The organism is Deltaproteobacteria bacterium (genome assembly GCA_009692615.1).
Classification (GTDB): domain Bacteria; phylum Desulfobacterota; class Binatia; order UBA9968; family UBA9968; genus DP-20.
Map to the genome: position 1 here is coordinate 32,209 of SHYW01000019.1, position 22,702 is coordinate 54,910.

The window sequence follows — 22,702 nt, forward strand, 5'->3', positions numbered from 1 at the left end:
CCAAGGAAGATCTTTCGATCATGGCTTGGTATGTCCCCCCTTTGAAAAAGGGGGGCAAGGGGGGATTTTCTTGAGCGGAGCTTCTCTCGCGCAGCAACTTCAAAATCCCCCTCGTTCCCCCTTTTTCAAAGGGGGAAGTTTCGAGTATCGAACTTTAATTCTACGTCACGGCACGAGTGTAGGAACCCTTCATGCGTCTTGAGTTGGCTGAGTTTCCGGTTTCGCGCATTGCGTTGGGCGAACAGTTTAGTTATTCCGCCGGACAATTAACCGTCGACAAATCCGCGATCGAGCAGTCGGTTCTGCAAGAAAGTAGAATAGAGCAAGCGTGGCTCGATGTCGTCGCTCCCGGCGACAGAGTCAGAATCACCGGCATTCGCGACGTGGTGGAACCGCGCGTGAAGGTTGTCGGCTCGGGGCAAGTGTTTCCTGGTGTGCTTGGGCCGGTGGAACCGGTGGGTGACGGGCGGACCCATCGGCTGTCCGGCATGGCCGTGTTCGTCACCGCGGAATATGAAGGCACGGTGCGCGCCGGGCTAGGCGTGCAACGCAGCGCGATTCTCGACATGTGGGGCGCCGGCGCCGCGGCTTCGCCGTTCAGCGCTTTGAATGGACTGGTGCTGAACTTGCGTTTGGCGAAAGGTTTATCGGAACTCACCGCGCACACGATTATTCAACGAGCGGCGCTTGAAACAGCCAAGCGCTTGGCGGAAGTCACCATCGGATTGGACCCGACGCAAATTGAAGTCTTCGAATTGGGCGGCGCCGATTCGACGTTGCCGAAGGTTTTACTGATCCAAGGTTGCTTGACCGACGCAAGCAACCCGCACTCCGGTGTCGGCTATTTCGGCTTGCCGATCCGCGATTCGCTGGCGACGGTAATTCATCCCAACGAATTTCTCGACGGCGCCTTCACCATGTACGCGACCCGCTGCCTGGCTTACTTCCCGGTCACTTGGGATTGGCAGAATCATCCGCTGCTGCTCGGACTGTATCGCGCCCATCGCCGGCAAATAAATTTTCTCGGCGTGATCCTCGAACGGATCGCCTTCGATACCTTTCACGGCAAAGAAGTGATCGCGCAAAATACCTCACAGCTGGCGACTATGCTCGGCGCCGAGGCGGCACTGGTGTCGTGGACCGGTTCGGGCAACGCGTTCGTCGATGTCATGCTGACACTGCGCGCCTGCGAGCAGCGCGGCATCAAGACCACGCTCACGACTTACGAATACGGCGGCAAAGACGGCGTCGATTCGCCGCTGCTATTTTACGCGCCGGAAGCGAGCGCGATTGCGAGCACGGGCAGCCGCGATCGATGGGTCGATTTGCCGGCGGCGGACAAGATCGTCGGGCCCTATGACGAAATCAAAGTGTTGAATTATCCCGGCGCGCCGCTGACGCCGGCGCGCGGGCCGTTCACCCTCGATGCCCGCGACATGATTGTCGGCGGCGTCGATTATTGGGGCCGCGATGCGTGGCAGTGCGCGGCGTATTAACATGGAGCGCTCGATGAAAAAGTTTTGCCGATTGGTAATTTTCGTTTTGCCGGTGATCGCGGCATTGGCCCCGCGGGCTTTTGCCGCGACGCGGGTGGTGATCGCTTATTCATCGCTGAACGAGCGCGGCGCCGGCGCGCTGCTGGTCGCCCGGGATCAAGGCTTTTTTCGCAAGCACGATCTCGACGTGCAGTTGATCTTCATGCGCAATGCCGCGGTCGCCTTGTCGGCGCTCTCCGCCGGCGAAGCGCAATTCTATTCCGGCTCGGCCAATGGGTCGGCGCTGGGCGCGATGGCGAATGGACTCGATCTAGTGTTTGTCGCGGGCTTGGCGAACAAACTCAACGGCACCATGGTGGCGTCGCCGGCGATTCAATCGCCCGCCGATTTGAAAGGCAAAAACATCGCCATCCAGAGCATCGGCGGCGGCGTCTGGATGATCACGCAGTTGGTGCTTGAACACTGGGGCCTCGAAGCGAAGCGCGACGCGATCAATTTGCGTATCGTCGGCGACGAGTCGGTGATGGTGCAGTCGTTGATTCTCGGCACGGTTGACGCGACTTACGCGGGCTACGCCTACGCGACCATGCTCAAGAAGCAGGGGTTTCGCGTGATGGCCGACTTGACCAAGTTGGGCGTGCCGTTTCAGAGCACGGCGATCTTGGCGCGGCGCAGTTATTTGAGCACTTCGTCGGCGACGGCGGAGAAAGTGATCCGCACTTTGGTCGAATCGATCGCTTTCATTCAGCGCCCGGCCAATAAGGCTTCCGTGGTCGCAACGCTGACCAAGAATTTGCAGATCGTTCGGCCGGAGGATGCGGAAGAGGGTTACGAAGTGATTCGCAACGTTTATGAGCGGCGTGTGTATCCGAATGTCGAGGGGATCAATAACGCGATTCGTCTGCTCGGTATTGGCAACGAAAAGATTCGCCAGCTCAAGGCGGTGAATCTGATCGACGATACCATTGTTAAGAAATTGGAAAAGGAAGGACTGCTGCAATAATCGAGATCATTCCTATACCGAATTATTCGTGCCGTCCGATGTAGGGGCGACCGGCCGGTCGCCCTTACGAAAGCAATACTTATGCAACTCACATTAGCTGAATTCCCGGTGCGCCAGATTCGTCTTGGCGATGTTCACCGCTATCACGATGATATCCTCGACGTGGATCGCGACGATCTCGTGCGCTTGGCGCGGCAAGATCCGCGCATCGATAGCGCGGAGCTGGCCGTCGTCGCGCCCGGCGAAGCAGTGCGGGTCACGGGCATTCGCGATGTCGTCGAGCCGCGCTACAAATTCACCAACGATGCGCAAGTATTTCCCGGCGTCATCGGTCCGGTGGCGACGGTCGGCGACGGATTGACGCATCGTTTGTCTGGCATGGCCGTGCTCGCCACGGCGGCTTACGAGGGCACGATTCGCGCCGGCACCGGCGTGCAGCGTAGCGCGATTCTCGACATGTGGGGTAGCGGTGCCGCGGCGTCGCGTTTCAGTACTCTCAGCCATTTAGTTTTGATTCTGCGCATTCGCGCCGGCTTGGGCGAGCTCGAGGCCCATGGGGCGATTCAAAAGGCGGCGTTTGCCGTCGCCTGCAAAGCGGCTGAGACGACGCGCGGCATGACGCCGCCGCGAAGCTCATGCCATGACTTGCACTGGCAATCGCAACAGCCGCGCGTGGTGCTGATCCAAGGCTGCATCACGCAAGCGCAGCAGCCTCATTCCGGCGTAAGTTATTACGGCCTGCCGATGCGCGAATCGTTGCCGACCGCGCTCCATCCCAATGAGTTGCTCGACGGCGCAGTGACGATGAACACGACTCGCGGTATCGGTTACTATCCGACGACATGGGACTGGCAGAATCATCCGCTGGCGTTACGACTTTATCGCGCTCAGGCTGCGGGTGAGCTGGCGTTCGCCGGGGTGATTCTCGAACGGATATCCTACGAAACTCATCACGCCAAAGAAGTCGTGGCGCACAACACGGCGCAACTGGCGAAAAGTTTAGGCGCCGAAGCGGTGCTGCTGACATGGCTCGGCTCGGGCAACGCGTTTGTCGAGATGATGCTGACGATTCGCGCCTGCGAGCGCTTGGGCATCAAAACCGTTCTAGTCACCTACGAGTACGGCGGCAAAGACGGCGTCGATTCGCCACTGCTGTTTTATGATACGGCGGCCGATGCGGTTATCAGCACCGGCAGCCGCGACCGCTGGATCGACTTGCCCGCGGCGGAAAAAGTTATCGGGCCGTACCAAGACATTCGTGTCTTAACTTATCCCGGCGCGCCGACGACGCCAGCGGCGCATGCTTTGACCCTCGACGCCCGCGATATGATCATCGGCGGCGTCGACAATTGGGGCGGCGATAAGTGGGCGTGCGAGTTGTATTAGCTAAATCGGAGGACGAGTGGCGGAGAAAGCGAAGCAAATCATTCCCATCGGCGGCGGCGGATTTTACCGCGATGCAGAAAATTTAGAATTGGAGAAGTACGTCATCCGGCAAAGCGGTGCGCAGCATGCGCGGGTCTGTTTCATTCCGACGGCGAGCGGCGAGCCGGATCATTATGTCGCGAGTTTTTATTCGGCATTCCTGAAACTCGGCTGCCAACCTTCGGTGCTGACGTTTTTCAAACGGACGCCGGACTTGCGCTCGTTCTTGCTCAATCAAGATGTCATCTATGTCGGCGGCGGCAACACCAAGAGCTTGATCGCCGTATGGCGCGATTGGGGTGTGATAGAAATTCTCCGGGAAGCATGGGAATCCGGCATCGTTTTGACTGGCGTCAGTGCTGGGGCGATCTGTTGGTTCGAGCAAGGGCTGACCGACTCGTTTTCCGACGGGCTGTGTACGCTCGATTGTATGGGCTTTCTCCCCGGCAGCTGCTGTCCCCATTTCGACGGCGAAGCGCAGCGCCGGCCGGCGTTTCACAAACTGCTCGCCGCCGGTGACATCGCCGCCGGCGTCGCCATCGAAGACTGGACCGGCGTGCATTACATCGGCGGCGAAATTCACAAAGTCATCGCCTCCAAGCGCGGTGCCCGCGCTTACAGCATGCGCGTCGCTCATGGTTCGGTGCAGGAAGTGGCGCTGCCGGTGGAATACCTGGCGTAACGATTCAATTTTTCGAACCAGAGCAGAGTCATTTCGTCGGGCTTTTACCGTCGCGCAGGGCCACCTGGCCCTTGCGCGATGCGTCGATGGATCCGCCGATAATTCTTGCCGCTTCTTGGGGCGCGTGAAAGCCGGTGGAGTTTTCCGCTTCGACGAAGTCCAAGAAAAACTGCGCGCGCCGTTGGAAGCCGCGCGCTGGATCGAGTTGGCCGTCGTCTTTTCCGTTGGCCTTGGCGCGTTTCAAATCGCCGATCAGCTCGATCAGCGCGTCCATGGCCAGATTGCGCAAGCGCTGGGTGCGTTCCTGAATGGTCTCGACCCGCGCTTTTAATTCGGCTTCGGGAATCTTGTGGCAGGTCTGGCAGGCGCGGTTGATGTTGAGCAGCGGACTGCGCACATGGTGGTCGCTCATCTTCTGCGCGCCCTCGCGTTTGTAGGGCATATGGCAGTCGGCACAGCCGACGCCGGAGCGGGCGTGAATCCCCTGGCTCCATAGTTCGAACTCGGGATGTTGCGCCTTGAGCACCGGCGCGCCGGACTCGGCGTGGGTCCAGTCTTTGAATTTTTGCTCGTCGTAGTAGGCGAGGATTTCCTCCACCTTCAAACCTTTGGCCCAGGGATAGACCAAGCGTTTCTCCGGCCCTTTGAAATAATATTCCACATGGCACTGGCCGCAGACGTAGGAACGCATCTCCTGGCGCGTCGCCATGGCATTGACGTCGTAGTCTTTGACGCCTTGGCTGGCTTTGAGTGCGCGCATACCTTCGATGAAGCCCGGCCGGGTGATGCGCAGCTGCATGGTGTCTGGCGCGTGGCAATCGATGCAGGCCACCGGGTGGGTGACTAGCTTGCGCGCTTCGGCAAAGGGCAGCTGATTCATCTTCTCGAAACCCTTGATCAGATCGCCGCCGCCGGCTTTGCGATAGGGAACATAGATGGACGCGTGGCAGTGCAGGCAGGTGCCCGGCTGTTTCACCGCGATCTGGCGCTCGGTGTAGGTCTGGTCGTCGAGCATGTAGGCGTGGCGCGCTCTTCGCGAAAATCCTTGGCGAAGGCGTAGCCGGCCCACATGACTTTCAAGCGCGTGTCATCTTCGACCTTCGATTGGGCCACCACCGAGCGCGGATCTGTTTGGCTCGGCGTTCGCGGTATCGCTTCGCTGCCGCCGAAGCGGGTGCGCACCTGGTCGACGGTGCGCCGGTAGCCGTCGTACTGGAGCGGGAAGTTTTTACCCCAGATCGCCGGATCGTCGATCTCGTCGTTGAGCTCGACCACCCGGTAGAAAGGATTTTTGCCTTCCTGTTTTCGTTCGAAGACGTTGATGAGCAAACCGACGGCGACGACGGCCAGGAGCGCCGCGCCGAGGGCGACGCCGACGATCAGTTTGGCGCGGCGGGATTTAGTTTCTCGTGAGTCGTATGTTTCGGCCATTTTTACGCTCCCATGCTATGGATGTCCGACGGAACCATGGCAGCGAATGCATTGCATCGCCTGGCCGCCAGGATGACTGGTGTCGATGGCTTCGGTGATCGCTGCATGGCAGCCGCGGCAGCGGCTCTCGGTGATGGCGCGGTTGCTCGCCTTGATGGCGATCGGTTCGTGGAACCAGCCGGTGGTGAACGCCCAGGAGTGGCGCGCGCCGTTCGCCGATTTGTTCAAATACTTGCTGACAAAACCTTTGGGCGTGTGGCAGTCGTTGCACACCGCGGCGTGGCGATGGCTCGAGCGCATCCAGCCGTCATACTGTTCACGCATGATATGGCAGTTGGCGCAGGCGGCCGGATCGTCGGTCAAGTAGGACGCGCCCTTGGCGTAGACGAAGGTAAAACCGCTGATGCCGACGGCCAGGCCGATGGCGAGGGCCATGAGGATCAGTAAAAATTCTTGATATCGCAAGCCGGCTTCTCTCCGTATGCATTATCTCATAGATCGTAGATCCTGCCCCTGGGCGACGGCGCTGACATTGCCGACGATAGCGCCATCGTTCATCACCGGCAAGCGTTTGATCGCGTGGGTGGTCAACGGCCGGGCGATCTCTTCCACGGCGGTATCTTCGCTGAATTTTGTTTCACCATGACGCAATGATTCGTTGCGATTCTTGTGCCGAACACTTTTTTTCCATTGCGGGGCTAACCCAGCGCGTCGAATCGGAGTATTCGCACAACTGCGAATTCTCCCGGTCACGATTCCTGATGTTGGGAAGAATTTCATCGATATATGTTCTTAGTCGCTGAGGTTTCAGGTAGTTCTCGGTGGCACGGTCATTGCGCTGACACCGGGTGAAGGCAAAAGTAGAAAGTAAAAGAGGAGGGAGAGGTTATGAGCACTGATAGAATTGCGATTGAGGAACCGCCCATCGCCAAGCTGCTGTTTAGCGACGCGCGTTTTGGTTGGTTATGGCTGCCGGTGCGGTTGTACTTGGGCTACATGTGGTTCGAGGCCGGCTGGCATAAGTTTATCGATCCTAAATGGATCGGCAGCGGTGAAGCGTTGCTCGATTACTGGAAGCGCGGCCTCAAGATGACGCCCAAACCGGCGATCACCTACGACTGGTACCGTAGCTTCATCGAATATCTGGTTAGCGCCGAAGCCCATACATGGTTTTCCAAGATCATCATCTTCGGCGAACTCGCCATTGCGATGGCGCTGATTCTCGGCGCCTTCGTCGGAGTCGCCGCTTTCTTCGGCGGTATGATGAACTGGAGCTTTATCATGGCCGGTTCGGCGTCGACCAACGGCATGCTGTTCGCGATCGCGACTTGGTTGGTTCTGGCATGGCGCAACGCCGGCTGGATCGGTCTCGACCGCTGGCTGCTGCCGACGGTGGGCACGCCGTGGAAACCGGGCCATGTCTTCCGTCCCATGCGTACAGTGAAAGTGAGCTAAGCAAAAATCCCATGGGCGGGAGCGGCTTCCCGCCCACAACCGAAAAAAAAGGAGCAGGGTCATGGAAGAGCTATCTGATTTCAACGCGATGTTCGATCTGTTGAAGGCTCCCGAAGGGATTTCGCCCATTGAGCGGTTGCTCAATGAGTTCGAAGCCCACGAGGCGCAGGAGGAAAAGTCGCTGGAATACTATCGCAAGGTTATGGGCGAAATGCCCAATCCGATGACCCGCTTCCTGCTTCAGATGATCGTCTCCGATGAAGAGAAGCACCGCGCGGTGATCCACGCCATGGCGGCAACACTCAAGGGCAGCCTCACTTGGAGCAAACCCGCCGGCAGTTTGGAAGGTAGTCTGGCGACCAAGAACGGCAAGCTGAGCGAGGCGACAGAAGAATTCATCCGGATTGAAAAGGAAGGGATCAAAGACTACAAGAAACTCGTGGAGGCGAGCAGCGGCTATTATCACGGTCTGTTCAAAGTCTTGATCGATTCGATGATTCGCGATTCCGAAAAGCATGTTGAATTGCTCGAATTTCTGAGAGGGAGTCTAAGCGCCACATGAATAGCGAGGAGCGGTTCGATCCGCTGTTGAGCTTCGCGGCGATCGAACGGCTGGTTTCGAAGATCTATTTTCGCTTCTCGCATCTCTTTCTTGCCCAACCGGAGCTGCGCGATTTCTGGTGGGAGATGGCCAAGGAAGAAGAGCAGCATGCCTGTATTCTCCAGGCTTGCCGCGCGGTGATCGTGAATTTCGCCGACGAGCCGCTTGACCCAACGATCAACCGCGACAAGGCGCAGCAACTCAGCCTGCGGCTCAATGCTTATCTTGCTCAAGGTACGGCTAGGTTGACGATCGATGAAGCCTTCCGCACCGCGGTGGAAATCGAAAGCTCCGAGATCGATGCGATCTATAGCAAATTGACGCAATTGGGCGGAGAAGCGGTCGCCAAGACCATGGAAAATCTCGGCGTGCCGGCGAGCGTGCAACGGCAAAAGCTCAAAGCGGCGCTTAGGCGATTCTGTTCCAGCCCAGAGCTGTTGTCCGCGGCGGAAAGACTGTGAGCCGCTGGCGAACTGGCGCGTGAGTGTTAAGCCAATCTTGATCCATGGAATTTCATCTCGACAACATCATCGGCAAGAGCAAGGCGCTGCGCGACGTGCTCAATCTAGTCAAGAAAGTCGCCAACACCCAGGCCACGGTGCTGATCACCGGCGCCAGTGGCACCGGCAAGGAGCTGATCGCTTTGGCGCTGCATGCGCTGAGCGACCGCAAGGACAAACTGTTTTTACCGGTGAACTGCGGCGCGTTGCCCGAGACGTTGCTGGAGAGCTTATTGTTCGGCCATATCAAGGGATCGTTCACCGGTGCTTTCGCCAATCAAGAAGGGTTATTGGAGAAAGCCAAAGGCGGAACGATCTTTCTCGACGAGATCGGTGAGGTGGCGCAGCATCTGCAAGTTAAGCTGTTGCGCGCCCTTGAGGCCAAAGAGATTCTGCCCATCGGCACGACCACGCCGCGCCGTATCGACGTGCGCGTGTTGGCTGCGACCAATCGTAACTTGACTGAAGAAATGGCGGCGGGCCGTTTCCGCGAAGATTTATTTTACCGGTTGAACGTGATGAATATCCACATTCCGCCGCTGAAGGATCGCCCCGAGGACATTCCGGCGCTGATCGATTATTTTATCCAGCGCCACAACCCGGAGTTGAAGCGCCACTTTCTGGGCATCGATGCGGATGCCGTCCAGCTGCTCATGTCGCTGCCTTGGAAAGGCAACGTGCGCGAGCTCGACAACGTCATCGAGCATACGATGATCCTCGCCGAAGGCGAGCGCATCGCTCTGAAGGACTTGCCGGCCGCGGTGGTGGCGAGCGCCGCCGGACATCCGGTATTTACCCTCAAGTTGAATGAGGCGCTTAGCCAGTTTGAAAAGCAGCACATCGCCCGCGTGCTCAAGCAAACCAACCAGGATCGCAAGGAAGCCGCCAAGCTGCTGGACATCAGCCTCTCCACGCTCTACCGCAAGATCGAAGAACTCGGCATCGAGTGAGATCTGCATCTAAGCAGCGTTCCTTCCCATTTCTTAGCCGTCGTTCCAAGTCGTGTGCGGCAGCCTGACTGCTTCTCAATGTCGCGACAACCAACAAGACAATTTCTCAATTATAAAAAACTTCGGTGCTTTTCCTCAATGGGATCGCGTTGACGCCGTGGCATGCTAGTTGCGCCATTCACTAGTCGAGAGGCTAGAGAAAGGAGAACGATATGTACAGCAAGATCCTGATACCGCTGGATGGTTCGAAGACCGCGGAAAAGGTATTGCCATTGGCGCGCAGCTTGGCGGCGACGTTGAAGCTGCCCGTCGAATTATTGGCAGTCGTCGATATCACCGCAGCGACCGCGCATATCGCGGCGGACAAGGCGCGCTATCTCGACCGGATTATCACCGAGGGGGAAAACGCCAGCCGCGAGCACTTGGCGGAAGTCGCCGCGACCTTTCCCGGCCTTGCCGTCAGTTGCCGGGTCGAGCGCGGCCGGCCAGCCGATGTGATCATCGAGCGCGCCGAGGCGAAGAAAGGCACGCTCATCGCCATGGCGACCCATGGCCGCTCGGGGATCAACCGCTGGATGATGGGCAGCGTGGCGGAGAAAGTGCTACGCGGCACTAGCGCACCGTTGTTTCTCGTGCGCGCCGGCGAGTCTGAAAGCGCTTGTGCCCCGGCGATCAAAACCATCGTTGTGCCGCTCGATGGTTCGGAGCTGGCTGAGACGGTTTTGCCGATGGTCTGCGAAGTTGCCAAGACCCTCGATCTCGACGTCGTGTTGTGCCGCGCCTATGAATTGGCCGCCACTGCCTACTATGGCAGCGAGGATTATTTGCCTAACTACGGCGAAATGCTGCGCGACTTGAAGGCAAACCTCGAAGACTACCTGATCAAGACAGCCGATGGCTTGAAAGCCACCGGGCTAACCCGAGTGAACTGGGTGGCGCTGGAAGGTGCCGGCGCCGAGGAAATCGTCCGCTACGCCAACAAGCGTCCTGACGCCCTGGTGGCGATGTGTACCCATGGCAGGTCTGGCTTGAGCCGCTGGGCGCTGGGCAGCGTGACCGAGAAGGTCGTGCGCCATGCGGAGGAACCGGTGCTGGTGTTGCACGGGGCTTGAGGCTTTGACGATTGGAAAATACGGAGGTGGTTATGAACCAGATCAAAAAAATTCTTGCTCCCACGGATTATTCGGAATTGTCCTGTGTTGGGCTGCGTCACGCGTTTGAAACTGCATACGAAACCGGCGCGGAACTGATGCTCTTGCATGTCATTGACGTGAGCAAGGACTGGTTCGGCAAGCATGAAAATCTTGGGCCGGCGCGCACCTTGATGGCCGAGCAGACGACGTTCTTAGACAAGTTTCTCAGGGAAAAGTTCGCCGATTTCATGAACCTGGTCGAGGTCCGGCAGAAGGTCGAATTCGGTGGCGCCGCTGTCAATATCGCAGATCTCGCCGAACGGGAAGGGGTCGACGTGATCATGATGGCGACCCATGGCCGCACTGGCCTCGATCATATGTTGCTCGGCAGCGTGACGGAAAAAGTAATCGCCCACGCGAGTTGCCCAGTGTTGGCGATCCCGGCGAATAAAGCTGATGGGCCGGTGCAGAGGGCGGCTTAGCGCCTCGCTTAGAATTCGCGTCGAACGCGAAAGCTCTCCTCGCCGAGGCCGTCGAGCAATCTTTGGATATGTTCGGCGCCGCTGGTTTCGAGAATTATTTCAACCTCGGTCTCGCCGACGGCGATCTGACCGAAGCCACGGCTCTGGTTCACTTGTAAAATGTTTGCGCCGAGATCGGCGATGCGCTGGGTGAGCCGCGCCAGGTTGCCGGGACGGTCGGCGATGACGACGCTGATGCGGCAGAGCCGGCCATCTTGGATCAAGCCTTTTTCGATGATGCGCGCGATCAAGTTCATATCGATGTTGCCGCCGGAGATCACCAGGCCGACGTTTTTGTTTTCGAGAGCAATCTTTTTATTGATCAACGCGGCGAGCGGCACGGCGGCGGCGCCTTCGGCCACGGTCTTTTCGATTTCCAAGAGTAGCAAGACCGCGTTGGCGATCTCGCCTTCGCTGACCGTAACGATCTCGTCGACGAACTCTTTGACCAGCTCGAAGGGCGTTTCGCCGACGCGCCGCACGGCGATGCCGTCGGCGATGGTGGTGGCCGGCGGCACGCGCTCCGGTGCGCCTTTGGCCAAGGCGGTTTTCATCGACGGCACGGTTTCGGCTTGGACGCCGATGATGCGGATTTTCGGATTCAAAGTTTTTAGCACCAAGGCGATGCCGGCGATCAGTCCGCCGCCGCCCACCGGTACGATGACCGCGTCCAAGTCGGGATTCTGCTCGTAGAGTTCGAGGCCGATGGTACCTTGGCCGGCGACGATCCAGGGATCGTTGAACGCCGACACAAAGGTCAACTGCTGTTCTTGGCTCAAGCGCTGGGCTTCGGCGAGGGCGCTGTCGTAGTCGTTGCCGTGGAGAATTCCTTGGGCGCCGTATTGGCGCACGCGGGTAACTTTGATCAGCGGCGCGAACAGCGGCATGACGATGGTCGAGGCGATATTCAAGCGCCGGCTATGAAAGGCCAGCGCCATGCCATGGTTGCCGGCGCTGGCGGCGATCACGCCGCGGCGCGCTTCTTCCGCGCTGAGCGTGAGCAGGCGATTGAGCGCGCCCCGTTCTTTGAAGGAGCCGGTCAATTGGAGATTTTCCAGCTTGCAGAAAACCCGGTTGCCGGTCATGCGGCTCAAGGTTTCCGAGTAGGGCAGCGGCGAAAAATAAATTTGTTCTTTGATGCGTTCGCGCGCTTCTTCGACATCGACGAAGGTGATCATGATCGCCGAGGTTAAGATAAAATGGTTGGCAAGTGCAAGGTGGATCGGGTATGTAAGAAGAGAAAATTCCAAATTCCAGATTCAAAATTACAAAATCCGGATAAGCATCGGCGGCTCTCAACTCAAAACTAAAAACTAAGCACTCAAAACTAATCCCATGGCCGAGAGCAATGAAAATATCAGTGCCGCCGATGTCGCGCGCTACGGTCAGAATTATCTGATCGAGATGGACGGCATCGAGCTTTATCGTTCCCTGGCGGCGGCCGAGAAGAGCGAGCAGCGCGCCGAAATATTTCGCAAGATGGTGCGCGCCGAAGAGCGCCATGCGCAGCGCTGGGTGAGGCTGATTCAAGCCGGCGGCGGCACGGTGCCGGTCTACCGGCGCAGCGCGCGGGTGCGTGTGTTTGGCTGGCTGGCGCGCAACTTCGGCACCGAGCGCGTGGTGCCGCTGATCAGCGCGTTGGAAGCGCGCGATGAGGCGGGCTACCTAAATCAAACCGAGGCCGAAGGATTGCCGGCTCAAGAACGCGCCCATAGCCGGGCGCTGCGCGAAATGGGCGAAGAAGGAGGCACCGCGCATGGTGACATTGTCGGCCGCGAAGGCTGGCACATGGCGTCGCGCGGCGGCAGCCTGCGCGCCGCGGTGTTCGGCATCAACGACGGTTTGGTTTCCAATTTCAGCTTAGTGATGGGTTTTGCCGGCGCGGAGGCGAAGCCGGAATATATTTTACTCGCCGGCGTCGCCGGATTGCTCGCCGGTTCGTTCTCCATGGCCGCCGGCGAATATGTTTCGGTGCGCGCCCAGCGCGAGCTGTTCGAGCAGCAGATCGCCATGGAGCAGCAAGAATTAGAAATGTCGCCCAAGGAAGAGGAAGAAGAGCTGGCGCTGATCTATCAGGCCAAGGGCATTCCCGAGGTCGACGCCCACTTGATGGCGCGCCGGATCATCGCTAACCCGCGCACCGCCATCGACACCCTGGCGCGCGAAGAACTCGGCCTCGATCCTTCGCAGCTGGGTTCGCCATGGGTGGCCGCGGGTAGTTCGTTTGTTGCCTTCATCGTCGGCGCACTGGTACCGGTGCTGCCGTTTCTCGTCACCTCCGGCACCAATGCGTCGGTCGCCAGCGCGATTTTAAGTTGCTTGGCGTTGTTCGCCGTGGGCGCACTGCTATCGATCTTCACCGCTCGCGGGCCGCTGTTTAGCGGCTTTCGCATGCTCGCCATCGGCCTGGTCGCGTCGCTGATCACCTACGGCGTCGGCTGGCTGCTCGGTGTTTCAATTGTCGGTTAATTTCCGATCCGCGCATTAATCAGATTTTGCGACTGCCAGCCGTTGAATCTCCAACCAAAGCGACAGCGCCGTGTAGTAAATCGGATAGGCCAGCGATGCGCCGGTGAGTGCCCGCGGCGCGTCGGGCAAGCGATAAATCAAGTAGATGAGCAACGCACCCCACAGGGCGCCGAGGATGTTGGTTGGTTTTCTGAAGCGCGGGCTACGGCTCGGGTAAATATAGCGCAGCGGCACGAAGACTAAGATTGCCAAGACGATGAGCGTGAAGGCGTTGACCCACAGCGGCGTTTGGAGCGCGTAGAAATAAAAGACGACGATGTTCCAGTAGGACGGGAAGCCGAGAAAAAAATAATCGGCGGTTTTGGCGTCCCGTTGGCAGAAGCCGTAGGCGCTGGCGAGCAAGGGCAGGGCGGAGAGGTAAAGCGCGTCCTGGGGTGGAAGCAGATTGGCTCGCGCTAAAAACAGGCAGGGCACGATGACGTAATTAAAATAGTCGACGATCTCGTCGAGCAATGCGCCGTCGAACCAGGGCAGGATTTCTTTGACGCGGGCATAGCGCGCCAGTGTGCCATCGGTGGCATCGATGACGACGGCGCCGGCCATCAAAAAGAACGCGGCGCGAAAGTCCGCCTGTTCGATGGCGAGGATAGTGCAGAAACCGATCACCGCGCCGAGTGCGGTGTAGAGATGGACGAGCCAGGCGAAAATGAACTGGATGAGACTGGGGCTCATCCTTGAGACTAACTGGCGGAAGCGGCGAAGCTGGGTCGGGCCTTGAGCCGGGCGATCCAGGCGACGGTTTTGGGATATTTGGCGGCGTCCACCGGAATGCTGAAGCGATCGAACAATTCGAGATTGGCCATGAAGGCGACGTCGGCCAGGCTGAAGCTGCCGGCGAGGTAGTCTTGGTTTTTCAATTCCTGTTCGAGGCGATCGAGGGCTTTGGTAATCTCGCCCTTGGCGGCGTCGATACGCGTCGCGTCGCGCTCGCCTTCGGGCTTACGCGATTCCTGAATGATGTGAACGAAAAAGCCGTTGAAATGGCTATCGCGAAAGTCCTCCAGCAACCGCGCCCTGGCGCGTCCTTCCGAGTCCCGCGGCATCAACGAAGGATATGGATACTCGTCTTCGAGATATTCATTGATCACCGTCGAGTCATAAACGATGAAGCCCTCGTCATCGAGGGCCGGAATCTGACCGAAGGGGTGAATCTTCAAATAGTCCGAATTCTTTTGTTCTCGTTTGGTTAGGTCAATGTTGATGCGCTCGAACTCCAGCCCTTTCTCCAGCAGAGCAATGCGAACCTTGCGCGAATTGGTCGAGGGCGGAAACGTATAGAGCTTGATCATCGACAACTAACCTCCTTAAAGGCCATAAAACTAAGGAGGATTGTAACATAAGGATTTTTGAGCTGCGAGCTTTTTCTCAAAATCTGCGCAAAAAAGCGGCCAGAAGAGTTGTCCGCCATGCGGCGCGTGCTTTTCGCAGTTCAGCTAGCCGCGTTCGCGTAAAATAGCCTTCAACGTCAATGTGCTTTCCCCCCGCAGCACCACGATGGCGACCTCATCGTCAGGTTTTTGATTGCGTAACGCGGCGGTTAAGTCCTCAATATTTTGAATTTTCGCTTCGGCGAGCTTGACGATAACGTCGCCCTCGCGCAGACCGGCGCGGGCCGCCGGGCTATCGCTGGCCACTCCCGCCAGCCGGAGACCCGCGCTGTTGGCGCCGTAATCCGGCATGGTGCCGAGGTAGACGCTGATGCCACGTCGGTCGTCGCCGCGCTCCGACGGCGGACGGGAAGGCAGGCTGACAAAGCGCATGGGCTCCTTGGCGTTGGCAACGCTGAGCGTTGTGGCCAACGCTAGATCGCCGACCCGCGCCATGCCGTCGATATCGATTTTCTCCCAAGTGTCGCTCGGCCGGTGATAGTCTGGGTGCACGCCGGTGGTGAAATGGAGCACGGCGATTTTCTTGTTGTAAAAAGACATGTGATCGCTGCGGCCGACATCGTCGCTCTCGCCGATGGCAAAACCCAAGGTACGGCCGGCGCCGGTGACGATCTCGGAAAGTTTTTCACCCGAGCGGGCGCCGGAAACGGTCAGCCGATTGTCGCGCAGTCGGCCGACCATATCGAGATTGATCATCGCCTTGATCGCGCCGATGGCGGGGAAGCGCTCGACGAAGTGGCGCGAGCCGTAAAGGCCGAGCTCCTCGGCGCTGAAGGCGGCGAAGTAAATAGTCCGCGCCGGCCGCACCGGCAGTTGACTCAACCGGCGCGCAAGATCGAGGAGCAGGGCGGTGCCCGAAGCGTTGTCGTCGGCGCCGTGATGAATCTCGCCGGCGGCGCCGGCGTTGCGCGCGCCGAACTCGCCCGTGCCCAGATGATCGTAATGGGCGCCGATGACGATGACTTGATCTTTCAATTCGTCGTCAGCGCCGGGCAGGAAGCCAACGACATTATCCGCGCGCGCCCGATTCTCTTGCAGTGTTACTTGTAGCTGTATGGTGCTGTCGGCAATCGGCTGCGATGCCGGTTTTTCTTCCCGGTCGATTTTTTCCTTGAGCGCGGCGAGCGAGACGCCGCGCCGTTCGAGCCACGCTTCGATTACGTGGCGTTTGATCTGCGCCGCGACCAAACTGCCGCCGCCGCGCGCCAGGCTGCCGAGGGTCGTGATCAGTTCGGTTTTGTCTTCGCCGCGTTGATTGAGATCGACAAGGATCAAACCCGCGGCGCCATGGTCGCGGGCGTTGTTGGCCTTGGTGCGTAGCGCCGAGTGGTTGGAATAATCAGGGGCGTTGCGAAACGGACTCTTGGCGCTTTTCGGTGGCGGCTCGTAGCGCAGCACTAAGACGATTTTGTTTTTGACGTCGAGCCCGGCGTAGTCGTCGTAACCGGACTCTTTGTCGGTGATGCCGTAGCCGGCGAAGACCATTTCCGCCACGACTTTGTCGGATGTCGAAAAGCTCAGCGGCGTCCAGTCTTCATTGCGCGCTAGCGGTGCTCGATCGTCGAGCGCGAGCAGCGTCGGCTCTTTGATCGTGACGCCGACGGCGACTTCAAAATTTTGCCGATAGCCGTCGGCGTCGCCGGCCGGCTTGAGACCGAGCTTGGCGAATTGCTCGGCGATATAAGCGCTGGCGAGATCGATTCCCGCCGTGCCGACGCCGCGCCCGGCGAATTCGTTGGACGCCAATTGTTTGACGTGGCGCAGCAGTGCGTCATCGGCGCTCGGCGCCGCGAGCTGTTGGCTCCAAGCCGACAGAGCGATGAGAATCGCACCACCGAGCGTTAGGCTGGCTAGGCGCAGTTTGAATTTAGCTTTGTCCTGGCGGATATCATTCATAACGAACACCGAGGTTAGCATGTTTCGCTAAGTCGATTGAAGGCGACCGGTCACTTTTGCGGCGGCCCAGGGGAAATGTTATAAACGGTGGCAGATCATCACAGGAGGAGAACTTGCCATGGCAAAATCGGTTGTTGTTTATACCCAACCTGGCTGAGGCCCTTGTCACAAAGAGGTAGAGTTTCTATCTCAAAAGGGTGTCGAGTTTGTCGAGAAAAATGTTCGCGCCGATAAGGCGGCGATGAAGGAGCTAATCGATCAAGGTTTTCAGAGCACGCCGGTGACCATTATCGATGGCCAGTCGGTGGTCGGTTTCGATCAACTGAAAATTTTAGAGCTGTTGGGATTATAGGGAGATCGCTATGATTCGCCAATGCGACTTTGAATCCGGTGCGAAAATCAGCCGGCGCGCTTTCGTTGCAAAAGCTGCGCTTGTCGGTTTGCTCTTGCTCGGCTTGGCGCCGTCGCCGGCAGCGGCGCGCACCTGTCCGAAGCTGATCAAAGAAGGGCGCGACCTGCTCGCCAAAAGCAAACTCGTCAAAGCGGACAAAGACAAGGCGAAAGCGCTGGTCGACCAATCGGAAAGACTTCACGACGGCGGCGACCACGGCGAGTCGATGAAAAAGATCAAAGAAGCGCTGGCGCTGTTGAAGAAAAAATAGCTAGCGATTTTTATTTATCAACGTTGTTTTGGGGCGGGTGTCATACCCGCCCCTTTTTTTTGTTTTGACTAAATCTCGTCATGGCGAAACCCGTAGGATGTGGTGAGTACACCAACCGCATCGGTTGAAACGGGCACGGCACGCCTTGCCCCTACAAGAATTATTTGATTTGGCCTTTCCAACCTGAAGAGCTGAGCATTTTTGACGTCACAGATTTGGCTTCGTCGGACGCGAGATAGACAAACACATCGGTGACCGATTCCGGTTTGCTGCCGCTGTAGCCGGTCAACTTGGTCGCGACGTAGCCGGGCTCCACTGAATTGACGCGGATGTTGGCGGAGCGCACTTCCGCTGCGAGTGTCTGCGTGAATCCTTCCAAGCCCCACTTGGAGGTCGCGTAGGCGAGGAAGTTGGCGTAGGCGCCGCGGCCGATCATCGACGAAACGTTGATGATCGAACCGGATTTTTGCTTGAGCATGATCGGCAGCACCGCTTGGGTGATCAGAAACGGCCCGCGCAAATTGACCGCCATGGTGTAGTCCCATTTCTTGACGTCGAGTTCGATCGTCGGCGTCGGCCGAGTCATGATCCCGGCGTTATTGACGAGAATATCGATGCGGCCATATTTTTGCTGCACCTTGGCGATTAATTCTTTAACCGGTTCTTCGAGTGCGACGTCGCATGGCCAACCTTCGGCTTCGCTATTCATCGCGCGCAGTTCCCTGACCGTCTGATCGAGCTCGCTGGCGGTGCGCGCGCACAGCGCGAGCTTGGCGCCTTCGCGGGCGTAGTGAATGGCGATGGCTTTGCCGATGCCGCGGCCGCCACCCGTGATCAGAGCGACTTTGTCTTTGAGTTTCATGCAAGTTTCCTTTTCCGCTTCGTGTTTAAGTCTCGCGGCATCTTAACTTGATTCCCCGTGCTAAACCAAGATTAGGCTTGAGGCTTGAGGCGCGAGGCGGTAGTAAGAACAACGCGGAGGAAAAAAATGTGGATGTGCTGAGCATCACTGGATACAACCGGCGGCCGCCGCATCTGGTGGCGGAGTACAAAGGGTTCTTCGCCAAAGAAAATCTCGAAGTAAGATTTCACGAAACCACTTACGCGCCGGATCATAATAAAGGCATGGCGGAGGGACGTTGGGATTTTACTCTCAGCAGCGCCGACACGATGATCGCGCGCACGACCACCGACGGCGTCGACTACATGCTGTTCATGCAAGCCGAAGAAGGACTGAGCGCCTATTTGATCGGCCAGCCGGGATTCGATTCCCTTGACAAGCTGCGTGGCAAATTACTCGCCGGCGATCCGGGCGATTCCAATTTGGATTTGATCCGCAAAATAATTCTCCGTACCCGCGGCATCGACGACAGCGAGTACGACATTGAAATCATCGGCAGCTCGCCGGTGCGCTTGCAGGCGTTCCTCGATCGCCGGGTGGTGGCGGCGATGTTAACGCTGCCGGCGTCGGACAAAGTTTTGGCGGCGGGCGGCATTCTCCTCGCCAGCGGCGACGATTACGTGCCGGGTTGGCCGCTCACTTGCGGCTGGACGCTGCGGCCTTGGTTGTTGGAGCACCGTGAGTTGGTCGTGCGCTTCATCCGCGCTTGGGCGGCGGCCACCGATTGGTTGCTGATGCCGGAACATCGCGAAGAAACTTTGCAACTGTCGATGGACAAGGAAAAGCTCAATCGCGCCGCCGCGGAAATCGCCTATTCGAAAGTAGTTGCACGGGCGCGCATCAATCCGGCGGCGCTCCAGACGGTGATCGAACTGAGAAAAGAGATGGGCGCGTATAAGCCGCCGTTCGAGTCGCCGGAAAGATTTTTCGATGATAGCTATTGGCGCGCGGCGACGGGCGCTAAATAACAAAAAAGACGATTCGGAAGGATTAACCGCAAAGAACGCAAAGGTCACAAAGTAGGGGCGCGATTCATCGCGCCCTCGGATCGAAGACACGGATTAGCTAACCGCAAAAAGCGCAAAGGGCGCAAAAAAGAATTGGGATTCGTAGGGGCGGGTTTGAAACCCGCCCTCAAGATTACGCGAACAGGGCGCGCAGGATCATGCTGACGATGCTCATGACGATGGCACCAAAGAAGGCGGACCAGAAGCTGGCGACGTAAAAACCGGGGACTAGAAACGCCGCGAGTTGCAGCATCAGAGCGTTGATGATCAGGAGAAACAAACCGAGGGACAGGATCGAAATCGGGAAGGTGATTATTTTCAAAATGAAACCGATAGTGGCGTTGACTAAGCCGATGACGATGGGCGCGATCAACGCCGGGCCGAGGCCGCGCAACGCGATGCCGGGAAAAAGATAGGCGACGATCGCCAAGCTGGCGGCGCTGATGGCCCAATGAATGATCAAGTTGCGCATGGTTTTTTCTAACAGAGGCGCGCAGAATTCACAATTGAACTGTAGTTGGCCCTTGTCAGCAGCCGGACAGAATGTAAAATAGGCAAGTTCGATATTCAATTCGACATTCAAAAGGAGGCATGATTGCCATGTCAAAGCAGGAACTCGAAACGATCGCTCAAGCGATGGTGGCCAAGGGCAAAGGGATTCTCGCCGCCGACGAGAGCATGGGCACGATCAAACGGCGCTTCGATAGCATCAAGATCGAATCCAACGAGAACAACCGGCGCGGTTATCGCGAGATGCTGTTCGGCACCAAAGGACTCGAAGAAGCGATCAGCGGCGTGATTCTTTTCGACGAAACTTTACGTACCGAGGCGAGCGACGGCACGCAGTTCTCACAGCTGCTGAGCAAAAAAGGCATCATGCCGGGCATCAAGGTCGACAAAGGGCCGGTGAATATTCCCGGCTTTCCCGGTGAAACCGTCACCGAGGGGTTGGACGGCCTGCGCGCAAGGGTGAAAGAGTACAAAGACCTCGGCGCCAAGTTCGCCAAGTGGCGCGCCGTGATCACCATCGGCGACGGCATTCCGACTTATAATTGCCTGGTGCAAAACGCCCACGCGTTGGCGCGCTACGCGACACTGTGCCAGGAAGGCGGCATCGTGCCGATCGTCGAACCGGAAGTGTTGCTCGATGGCAATCATACGATTGAACGATGCGAGGAAGTTACTCAAGAGACCTTGCGCCTCACCTTCTCGACGCTGTTGGAACAGCGCGTTCATCTCGAAGGCATGATTCTCAAACCGAGCATGGTCGTGTCTGGCAAAGACAATGCGCGCCAAGCCGGCGTCGATGAAGTCGCCGAGCGGACGATCCGCTGCTTGAAGCGCACCGTGCCCGGCGCCGTGCCTGGAATCGCGTTTCTCTCCGGCGGCCAGAGCGCGGTGAGCGCGACTGAACATTTAAATGCCATGAACAAAATTGGCCCTCATCCTTGGCAAGTGAGTTTTTCCTACGCCCGCGCGCTGCAAGACCCGGCGCTCAAGGCCTGGAAGGGCGAAGCCGGCAACGTCGCGGCGGCGCAGAAAATTTTTTACCACCGCGCCAAGATGAACAGCGCCGCGCGCACCGGCAGCTACACCAAGAAGATGGAAGACGCGGCGTAGCCTGCACCCATTTAGCTCTCCAGCACATTCATTCCGTAAAACTCGCCGGTGCCAATGAGCTTTTTCTCTGGAGCTTGTGGCACCGGCTTGTCTTTGATATGGGAGTCCGGGCTAGTCGGACTACCATTCTATGAGAATTATCGATCCCCAAGCGTCGGGCCGGAGGTGGCTGGTATGGGCTACGGCAAGTGTCATCACGCTGTCGGCCATTTATGGCATATTGATCCTGCGCCATTGGTGCGATAACAGCCACCGTATCGTCACGTTAATGGGCGAGATCGAAGGGCAGGCCAACCGCTTGAGCGCCATCGAGTGGGAAGCGATGTCGCGCAAGAGTTTGACACAAGAGCTGAAGCATTCCCGTCAGCAAGTGAGTAGTCAACTCGTTCGTGACTTCAATGAATTGCGGCAGCATGTCGAGGACGAGAGCTTCTGGGAGATCCGGCGCGTCTACAGCGCATATGTCCAGGCCACTGACGAAGAGTTTCACTTGCTAGAGTCGGCGCGCTTTGCCGAAGCGCTCAAGGTCGACGACGACAAAGTCGACACCGCTTACGCCGAGCTCATCGATCTGATCAGCCGGGCGCGGCTGCGCTACACCGCCGCGGCGCGTTGGACGATGCTCGCCGTCGATATCGGCTCGTCATTGTTGTTAGTCTTGGCGGCGATTTCCATCGGCGTGTTGTTCAGCCGTTATGAACGGCTCCAGCGCGGCCGGCAGGTGCTCTTGGCGGAGCAAAAGGCGCTGCGCCGCAGCGAGCAGCGTTTTCGTTCGCTGGTGCACAACACCTCGGACATCATCGCGGTTCTCGACCCGCTGCCGCCGACGATTACCTTCGTCAGCGATTCGATCCGACGAATCCTTGGCCATCGGCCCGAGGATTTGATCGGCAGCGATATTTTCACCTATGTCCATCCCAACGACGCGGCGGTGATGCAACGGTTTATCGCTAGCTGTGCGTATAACGTCGGTGCCACGTACGTTGCTGAAGTGCGCATTCGCCACCACAACGGCGACTGGAGCGTGGTCGAGGCGTTTGGCGACAATCGCATGAACGACAGCGCGGTGCGCGGTATCGTCGTCAACTTCCGCGATGTTTCGGAGCGCAAACGCATCGAGGAAGATCCCGATCAACAGCAAATCGAACTCGAATTGTCGGAGCGAAAACTGCACTAAGCCCGACGACGAATTCTCGTCGCCACGCTGACTGAATCGGCTCCGCCACTCTTACTTCGACGACCCTACGATGCGGTTTAAGGCGAAGCGAACTTTCACAGCGTCGTTAACCTTCACAGACCTCAACGCCAGATCATCCGTGGTGCCGCAATTGTTCTATTCACCGTCGGTGATTTCCCATGTCGTGGCAACGTCAATATGTCATGTTAACAGCAACGCGATTATGTCAGGGTAGTGCGTTGGGTTGAGGTCGTAAGTTAGAAACCTGGCCATAGCGGAACCCCACCTTGTTGGAGTTGGTTCGATATAGGCCAAGTGTGTGCGT

23 protein-coding genes and 1 pseudogene are annotated in these 22,702 nt (G+C 58.1%); 16 read left to right on the forward strand and 8 right to left on the reverse strand.

The window, feature by feature from the left end; genetic code table 11:
• Positions 1 to 191 precede the first annotated feature (191 nt).
• From EXR70_06710 to EXR70_06725, 4 genes are all read left to right on the forward strand, one after another.
• A complete protein-coding gene (locus tag EXR70_06710) occupies positions 192 to 1,496 on the forward strand; it encodes a hypothetical protein (GenBank protein ID MSP38165.1) in 1,305 nt (434 codons plus the stop codon).
• Positions 1,471 to 2,499: an ABC transporter substrate-binding protein gene (locus EXR70_06715; GenBank protein MSP38166.1), complete on the forward strand. Its 1,029-nt coding sequence runs from the start codon at positions 1,471 to 1,473 to the stop codon at positions 2,497 to 2,499. Before EXR70_06710 ends, EXR70_06715 begins: the two co-directional genes overlap by 26 nt.
• A gap of 81 nt (positions 2,500 to 2,580) precedes the next feature.
• On the forward strand, positions 2,581 to 3,885 hold the full coding sequence (locus EXR70_06720; GenBank protein ID MSP38167.1) for a hypothetical protein: 1,305 nt from the start codon (positions 2,581 to 2,583) through the stop codon (positions 3,883 to 3,885).
• A 16-nt stretch (positions 3,886 to 3,901) separates the two neighbouring features.
• On the forward strand, positions 3,902 to 4,606 hold the full coding sequence (locus EXR70_06725; protein ID MSP38168.1) for a peptidase E: 705 nt from the start codon (positions 3,902 to 3,904) through the stop codon (positions 4,604 to 4,606).
• A gap of 28 nt (positions 4,607 to 4,634) precedes the next feature.
• On the opposite strand, the pseudogene EXR70_06730 reads toward EXR70_06725, so the two are convergent.
• Together EXR70_06730 and nrfH are read right to left on the reverse strand one after the other, a co-directional pair.
• Positions 4,635 to 6,037: pseudogene (locus tag EXR70_06730) on the reverse strand (ammonia-forming cytochrome c nitrite reductase subunit c552).
• 15 nt (positions 6,038 to 6,052) lie between these two features.
• Positions 6,053 to 6,472, reverse strand: a complete 420-nt coding sequence (nrfH, locus tag EXR70_06735; GenBank protein ID MSP38169.1) for a cytochrome c nitrite reductase small subunit — start codon at positions 6,470 to 6,472, stop codon at positions 6,053 to 6,055.
• 453 nt (positions 6,473 to 6,925) lie between these two features.
• Between nrfH and EXR70_06740 the strand changes: the two genes are divergently transcribed.
• The 6 genes from EXR70_06740 (at position 6,926) to EXR70_06765 (ending at position 11,158) form a co-directional block, all read left to right on the forward strand.
• On the forward strand, positions 6,926 to 7,492 hold the full coding sequence (locus EXR70_06740) for a DoxX family membrane protein (GenBank protein ID MSP38170.1): 567 nt from the start codon (positions 6,926 to 6,928) through the stop codon (positions 7,490 to 7,492).
• Between the two features lie 61 nt (positions 7,493 to 7,553).
• Positions 7,554 to 8,054 carry a hypothetical protein gene (locus tag EXR70_06745; GenBank protein MSP38171.1) on the forward strand — a complete coding sequence of 167 codons (501 nt, stop codon included), beginning with the start codon at positions 7,554 to 7,556 and terminating at the stop codon, positions 8,052 to 8,054.
• Positions 8,051 to 8,554 carry a hypothetical protein gene (locus EXR70_06750; GenBank protein MSP38172.1) on the forward strand — a complete coding sequence of 168 codons (504 nt, stop codon included), beginning with the start codon at positions 8,051 to 8,053 and terminating at the stop codon, positions 8,552 to 8,554. The genes EXR70_06745 and EXR70_06750 overlap by 4 nt, the downstream gene beginning before the upstream one ends.
• A 44-nt stretch (positions 8,555 to 8,598) precedes the next feature.
• Complete coding sequence (locus EXR70_06755) at positions 8,599 to 9,543, forward strand: AAA family ATPase (protein ID MSP38173.1); 945 nt, start codon at positions 8,599 to 8,601, stop codon at positions 9,541 to 9,543.
• 212 nt (positions 9,544 to 9,755) lie between these two features.
• Positions 9,756 to 10,655 (forward strand): universal stress protein, encoded by a 900-nt coding sequence (locus EXR70_06760; protein ID MSP38174.1) that lies wholly within the window; start codon positions 9,756 to 9,758, stop codon positions 10,653 to 10,655.
• A gap of 32 nt (positions 10,656 to 10,687) precedes the next feature.
• Positions 10,688 to 11,158, forward strand: a complete 471-nt coding sequence (locus EXR70_06765; GenBank protein MSP38175.1) for a universal stress protein — start codon at positions 10,688 to 10,690, stop codon at positions 11,156 to 11,158.
• 8 nt (positions 11,159 to 11,166) lie between these two features.
• Here the strand turns inward: EXR70_06765 and EXR70_06770 are convergent, their stop codons facing one another.
• Positions 11,167 to 12,375, reverse strand: coding sequence for a threonine ammonia-lyase (locus tag EXR70_06770; protein ID MSP38176.1), 1,209 nt, complete (start codon positions 12,373 to 12,375; stop codon positions 11,167 to 11,169).
• A gap of 157 nt (positions 12,376 to 12,532) precedes the next feature.
• Between EXR70_06770 and EXR70_06775 the strand changes: the two genes are divergently transcribed.
• Positions 12,533 to 13,666: a rubrerythrin family protein gene (locus EXR70_06775; GenBank protein MSP38177.1), complete on the forward strand. Its 1,134-nt coding sequence runs from the start codon at positions 12,533 to 12,535 to the stop codon at positions 13,664 to 13,666.
• Between the two features lie 15 nt (positions 13,667 to 13,681).
• Here the strand turns inward: EXR70_06775 and EXR70_06780 are convergent, their stop codons facing one another.
• The 3 genes from EXR70_06780 to EXR70_06790 all read right to left on the reverse strand — a co-directional run bounded on the left by EXR70_06780 (position 13,682) and on the right by EXR70_06790 (position 17,031).
• Positions 13,682 to 14,458, reverse strand: a complete 777-nt coding sequence (locus tag EXR70_06780) for a hypothetical protein (GenBank protein ID MSP38178.1) — start codon at positions 14,456 to 14,458, stop codon at positions 13,682 to 13,684.
• Complete coding sequence (locus EXR70_06785) at positions 14,407 to 15,015, reverse strand: glutathione S-transferase family protein (protein MSP38179.1); 609 nt, start codon at positions 15,013 to 15,015, stop codon at positions 14,407 to 14,409. Before EXR70_06785 ends, EXR70_06780 begins: the two co-directional genes overlap by 52 nt.
• 144 nt (positions 15,016 to 15,159) lie before the next feature.
• A complete protein-coding gene (locus EXR70_06790; GenBank protein MSP38180.1) occupies positions 15,160 to 17,031 on the reverse strand; it encodes a M20/M25/M40 family metallo-hydrolase in 1,872 nt (623 codons plus the stop codon).
• A gap of 97 nt (positions 17,032 to 17,128) precedes the next feature.
• On the opposite strand from EXR70_06790, the gene EXR70_06795 reads away from it, so the two are divergent.
• Positions 17,129 to 17,362 carry a glutaredoxin family protein gene (locus tag EXR70_06795; GenBank protein MSP38181.1) on the forward strand — a complete coding sequence of 78 codons (234 nt, stop codon included), beginning with the start codon at positions 17,129 to 17,131 and terminating at the stop codon, positions 17,360 to 17,362.
• 10 nt (positions 17,363 to 17,372) lie between these two features.
• Positions 17,373 to 17,672: a hypothetical protein gene (locus EXR70_06800; GenBank protein MSP38182.1), complete on the forward strand. Its 300-nt coding sequence runs from the start codon at positions 17,373 to 17,375 to the stop codon at positions 17,670 to 17,672.
• Between the two features lie 160 nt (positions 17,673 to 17,832).
• Here the strand turns inward: EXR70_06800 and EXR70_06805 are convergent, their stop codons facing one another.
• The gene (locus EXR70_06805) at positions 17,833 to 18,534 is read right to left on the reverse strand and encodes an SDR family oxidoreductase (protein MSP38183.1); all 702 of its coding nucleotides are present in this window, start codon (positions 18,532 to 18,534) and stop codon (positions 17,833 to 17,835) included.
• A 47-nt stretch (positions 18,535 to 18,581) separates the two neighbouring features.
• Between EXR70_06805 and EXR70_06810 the strand changes: the two genes are divergently transcribed.
• On the forward strand, positions 18,582 to 19,541 hold the full coding sequence (locus EXR70_06810) for an ABC transporter substrate-binding protein (protein ID MSP38184.1): 960 nt from the start codon (positions 18,582 to 18,584) through the stop codon (positions 19,539 to 19,541).
• A gap of 172 nt (positions 19,542 to 19,713) precedes the next feature.
• On the opposite strand, the gene EXR70_06815 is transcribed toward EXR70_06810, so the two are convergent.
• Entirely contained in the window at positions 19,714 to 20,052 is a 339-nt protein-coding gene (locus EXR70_06815) for a phage holin family protein (GenBank protein MSP38185.1), read from the reverse strand.
• Positions 20,053 to 20,180: 128 nt separating this feature from the next.
• On the opposite strand from EXR70_06815, the gene EXR70_06820 reads away from it, so the two are divergent.
• Together EXR70_06820 and EXR70_06825 are read left to right on the forward strand one after the other, a co-directional pair.
• Entirely contained in the window at positions 20,181 to 21,200 is a 1,020-nt protein-coding gene (locus tag EXR70_06820; protein MSP38186.1) for a fructose-bisphosphate aldolase class I, read from the forward strand.
• A gap of 130 nt (positions 21,201 to 21,330) precedes the next feature.
• On the forward strand, positions 21,331 to 22,377 hold the full coding sequence (locus EXR70_06825; GenBank protein ID MSP38187.1) for a PAS domain S-box protein: 1,047 nt from the start codon (positions 21,331 to 21,333) through the stop codon (positions 22,375 to 22,377).
• The last annotated feature ends 325 nt before the right edge of the window (positions 22,378 to 22,702 follow it).